Genomic DNA, 3,886 nt, shown 5'->3' with positions numbered 1-3,886 from the left:
TGCTCTCGCGCACCGGGTAGCTCGCCGCCTCCAGGTGCTGGTTCAGTGCGTCCCGCACCTCGGCGGCGCGCCTCGCATCCGTGGTCACGCTGATCTCGTAATTGGCCTCGGAGGAACGCGCATTCAGCGGAATGCGGTCGATGGCGTTGACCAGCGGGCGCAGCAGCGTGTTGCCAGCCAGCACGAAGATCGTCAGCGCGGCCGACTGCGCGAGCATGTCGGCGCCGGCGCAGGACCCGACCGCGGCGGATGCCCACAGGGTCGCGGCGGTGTTCAGCCCGCGCACATTCATGCCCTCCTTCATGATCGCGCCGGCACCGAGGAATCCGATCCCCGAAACCACATAGGCGACCACGCGAACGGCGCCGTCCGTGCCGGCGAGGCGCTCGGCGAGATCGACGAAGGCCGCCGCGCCGACCGCGACCAGGACGTTCGTCCGCAAGCCGGCACTGCGCTGCCGGTACTGCCGCTCGGCCCCGATCAGGGTCCCGAACACGAACGCGACCGCGAGGCTGATCAGCGTATCGAGGAAGTCGTGGAGCTGGAAAGTCGCGATGAATTGCACGAAACGCCTCGACAGGGCCGGAGTTACCAGGCACAGGGCACCTACCCGTCAGTACGACGCATCCTTGATCAGCGTCAAATCGCGACGGAAAATCTCGATTATCATGATTGGGGAGGGAGTATGGCATGTCTGGCTCCGGCAAGAGAAGTACGAGCCACACCGTTCGTGCGGGCTGCGAAGCGGTCAGCGCGGTGAAGCTGTCACAGCAACTCACAGCGGAGATCGATGCCTGGGCCGAAACCCATAATGCAACGCGCTCCGACGCCATCCGTCAGTTGATCGAGATCGGGCTCGGTAGAGCGGCTGCAGAGGTCCGCTCCGGCAGCGTCGAGCGCGCTTCGCTCGACATCGAGGAACAGGCCATCTGCCAGCTTCGTCCGCTGCTTGACCCATCGCTCCCGCTTGACGAGCGGGAGCGCCGCATCCGCAGATTGGTCGAGGGACCGCCGGAATTCTCCGATTGCCGCATCGACTTGCCGAAGCGCGGCAAGTAGCCGCCGCCGCGCCTTCTCCGGGTGGAATGCCCTGTTGATCTCAATCAACGCGTCAATGTTTGAAAGTTTTTATGATGTCACAACTGAGAGGCGCCCATCCGGAACGCCGGATATCGCCGAGCGGTTGGCCGGCGTCGAAAGCGCCGATGCGGTGCAGAAATGCAGCCATTGCAATAAACAGAGCTGTCTGCCGTGCATTTCCGAGGTGATCGATCATGGCACAAAGTGAATTCAACCCGCTTCTCGCGCCGGACGAACTGAAGCAGCTCACCGATGCCCTTGTCGCGCAGGCCATGCAGGCCGAGAACGGTCCCGAGCGGCTTCGAATCCTCACCTATGCCGACGCGCCGAGCAACCTGGCCGAGATCAAGAAGCTCCTGATGGAATATGAGCGGCGGCTGCTCAATTGAAGGTATCGCCCGCCGCGACGCCGTTCACGCCGCCACCGCCTCGTAAATGTCCTCCTCCTGCGCCGTGTGCATCCTGGCCAGCGTCTCGATCGCCTCGATCACCCGTTGCGCGTCGCGCAGCAGGTAGCGGTCGACCTTTTCGGTCGGCAGGTCTTCGGCAACGCGCCCGAGCAGACGGGCGAGATGCAGTATCTCGCGGTGGGCGCGGCTCATGGCGGAAAGACCATGCTTCTCCTGCAACACTTTCGCCAGGCGCGGATAGATCTCGCCCTCGTCGTCGCGCTCGTGCGTCACGACTTTCTCCTGCACCAGTCGGTTCGCTTCGAGGATCAGCGATGTGCTGTCTTCCGGGGTGACATCGTCGAGCGCGTCGACGATTCCCCGCAGGTGATCCAGGTGCCCGAGCAGCGCCAGATGATCCCGATGCAGGTCATGGCCATCCTCCGTCGTCACATGCCGTCCGACCAAGCCATGCGCCGGCAGCAGCGCCCGCAGGGCGTTGAGGATCACGACGACGTCGATTGCCTCCTGCAGCAGCGCCGCCGGCACGGGGGCGAGGAAGCCCGCTGCGGCCGCCGCCATGGCGAACAGCGACAGACCCATGCCGACGATGATGCTCTGCATCGCGATGCGCCGCGCCCGCTGCGAGATCGTGATCGCGTCCGCGACCCGGTCGAGCCGATCGGCCAGGATCACCACGTCGGCAGCCTCCGAGGAGGCGCTGGCGCCGCGCGCACCGAGCGCGATCCCGACATCGGCCGAGGCCAGCGCCGGCGCGTCGTTGATGCCGTCGCCGACCATCACCGTCGGGTGCAGGCGCTGCTCCGATCGCACCGCGTCGACCTTGTCGGAAGGCACGCGGTCGGCCAGCACCGCATCGAGGTCGAGAGCGGCGCCGATCGCCTGGGCGGCAGCGGCGCGGTCGCCTGTGACCATGACTATGCGCGCCACGCCGGCGTCACGCAGGAGGCGGATCGCACGCGGCGTGTCAGCGCGGAGTTCGTCGGCCAACAGCAGCGCGCCGACCAGCCGGTCCTCGACCGCGACGAACACGGTCAGCGCCGATCGCCAGGAGGCACGGCGCACCGTGCGGACCGCCCAGGGCGGCAGGCTCGCATTGGCAACGACCATGTCACGCGAGCCGGCGCAGACCCGCTTGCCGTCAATCGTCCCCTCGAGGCCGGCGCCCATGACTTCCCTGACCTGCTCGGGCACGCCGAGCTTCAGGCCACGCGCGAGACCGGCCTGAACGATGGCCGCAGCAAGCACGTGGTGGGAAGCCTGCTCGAGGGAAGCGGCGAGCATCAGGACTTCGTCGGCGATCTCGTCCGGCGCCACCTCGACGGAAATCAGCCGGGCGCCCCCCACCGTCAATGTGCCGGTCTTGTCGAACAGCACCGTATGGGCCCGCGCCAGCGCCTCCAGCGGGCCGCCGCCCTTGACCAGAATACCCCGGCGCGCCGCCCGCGCGACGCCGGCGATGAAGGCGACGGGTGCCGCCAGGATCAGGGGGCATGGGGTTGCGGCGACCAGCACCGCGAGGCTGCGAATGACGTCGCCCGAGACCAGCCAGGCGACGAGAGCGACGCCCAGGGTGACGGGCAGGAAGATCAGCGCATAGCGGTCGGCCAGCCGGACGAACGGCGCCTTCGCGGTCTGCGCGGCGGTCACGAGCTTGACGATCCCGGCATAGGTGCTGTCGCCGGCGGTCGCCGTCGCCGTGAGCTCGAAGGCTTCGCCGGCGTTCAGCGAGCCCGAGAGGACGGCGCCGCCGCGCGGCTTGACCACGGGGATCGGCTCCCCCGTGAGCGCGGCTTCGTTGACCACGGCCGCCGTCGAACCGACGCCGTCGACCGGAACAACCTCGCCGGCGCGCACCAGCAGCCGATCGCCGATCGCGACCGCAGAAACCGCGATGTCCTCGAAATGATCGTCGGTGCGGCGGTGGGCTTGGCGGGGCGCCCGGTCGACCAGCGCGCGCAGGTCGTGCTCGGCGCGCGCCACCGCGACGTCCTCCAACACATGACCGCCGGAATACATCAGCGCCACCACGGCGCCGGCGAGCGGCTCGCCGAGCGCGATCGCCGCGCCCATCGACACCAGCGCGATCGCGTCGATGCCGAGCCGACCGGCGAGCAGGTCACGCATGATCGAGACCGACAGCCCAGCCATCACCGGCAGCGTGGCCGCTGCAAAACTCCAATCGACGAGATCCGGCCGATGCTGCAAATGGGCGATGCCGCCCGACGCCAGCGCCAGGATCGCGATCGAGACCAGAGCCCAGCGCAGGACGCGTTCGAAATCCATTGACGAGCTCCGGCCCATTTTCCGACGCCGTGAACCTCGCCGAAATGGGCCGCCCGGCGCTTGAGCGAAATCAACGGCGCGGCACGATCTTGCTGCAGGCGGGACGCCGT

The 3,886-nt window shown here is 67.8% G+C and carries 5 protein-coding genes; 2 read left to right on the top strand and 3 right to left on the bottom strand.

All coding sequences use genetic code 11. The features are described 5' to 3' along the window. On the bottom strand, window positions 1-565 hold a 565-nt coding region (locus tag JOY90_RS03935), incomplete at its 3' end, for an MgtC/SapB family protein (protein ID WP_291689856.1). A gap of 125 nt (window positions 566-690) precedes the next feature. Between JOY90_RS03935 and JOY90_RS03930 the strand changes: the two genes are divergently transcribed. Further along, a complete protein-coding gene (locus tag JOY90_RS03930; RefSeq protein ID WP_291689855.1) occupies window positions 691-1,059 on the top strand; it encodes a hypothetical protein in 369 nt (122 codons plus the stop codon). 52 nt (window positions 1,060-1,111) lie between these two features. Here JOY90_RS03930 and JOY90_RS03925 read toward each other — a convergent pair whose 3' ends face one another. Next, the gene (locus JOY90_RS03925) at window positions 1,112-1,276 is read right to left on the bottom strand and encodes a hypothetical protein (protein WP_291689854.1); all 165 of its coding nucleotides are present in this window, start codon (window positions 1,274-1,276) and stop codon (window positions 1,112-1,114) included. On the opposite strand from JOY90_RS03925, the gene JOY90_RS03920 reads away from it, so the two are divergent. After that, complete coding sequence (locus JOY90_RS03920; RefSeq protein WP_291689853.1) at window positions 1,275-1,469, top strand: hypothetical protein; 195 nt, start codon at window positions 1,275-1,277, stop codon at window positions 1,467-1,469. The two genes, JOY90_RS03925 and JOY90_RS03920, sit on opposite strands and share 2 nt — an antisense overlap. 24 nt (window positions 1,470-1,493) lie before the next feature. Here JOY90_RS03920 and JOY90_RS03915 read toward each other — a convergent pair whose 3' ends face one another. Continuing rightward, entirely contained in the window at window positions 1,494-3,776 is a 2,283-nt protein-coding gene (locus JOY90_RS03915; protein ID WP_291689852.1) for a heavy metal translocating P-type ATPase, read from the bottom strand. Window positions 3,777-3,886 lie beyond the last annotated feature (110 nt).

It is taken from the genome of Bradyrhizobium sp. (genome assembly GCF_019242285.1).
Lineage (GTDB): Bacteria > Pseudomonadota > Alphaproteobacteria > Rhizobiales > Xanthobacteraceae > Bradyrhizobium.
The sequence above is the reverse complement of the archived record's forward strand: the minus strand, read 5'-3'. Positions and strand labels throughout refer to the sequence as shown.

Coding starts and splice junctions, on each gene's coding strand:
- JOY90_RS03930 (WP_291689855.1), top strand. CDS start 691: ATGTCTGGCTCCGGCAAGAGAAGTACGAGCCACACCGTTCGTGCGGGC.
- JOY90_RS03920 (WP_291689853.1), top strand. CDS start 1,275: ATGGCACAAAGTGAATTCAACCCGCTTCTCGCGCCGGACGAACTGAAG.
- JOY90_RS03925 (WP_291689854.1), bottom strand. CDS start 1,276: ATGATCGATCACCTCGGAAATGCACGGCAGACAGCTCTGTTTATTGCA.
- JOY90_RS03915 (WP_291689852.1), bottom strand. CDS start 3,776: ATGGATTTCGAACGCGTCCTGCGCTGGGCTCTGGTCTCGATCGCGATC.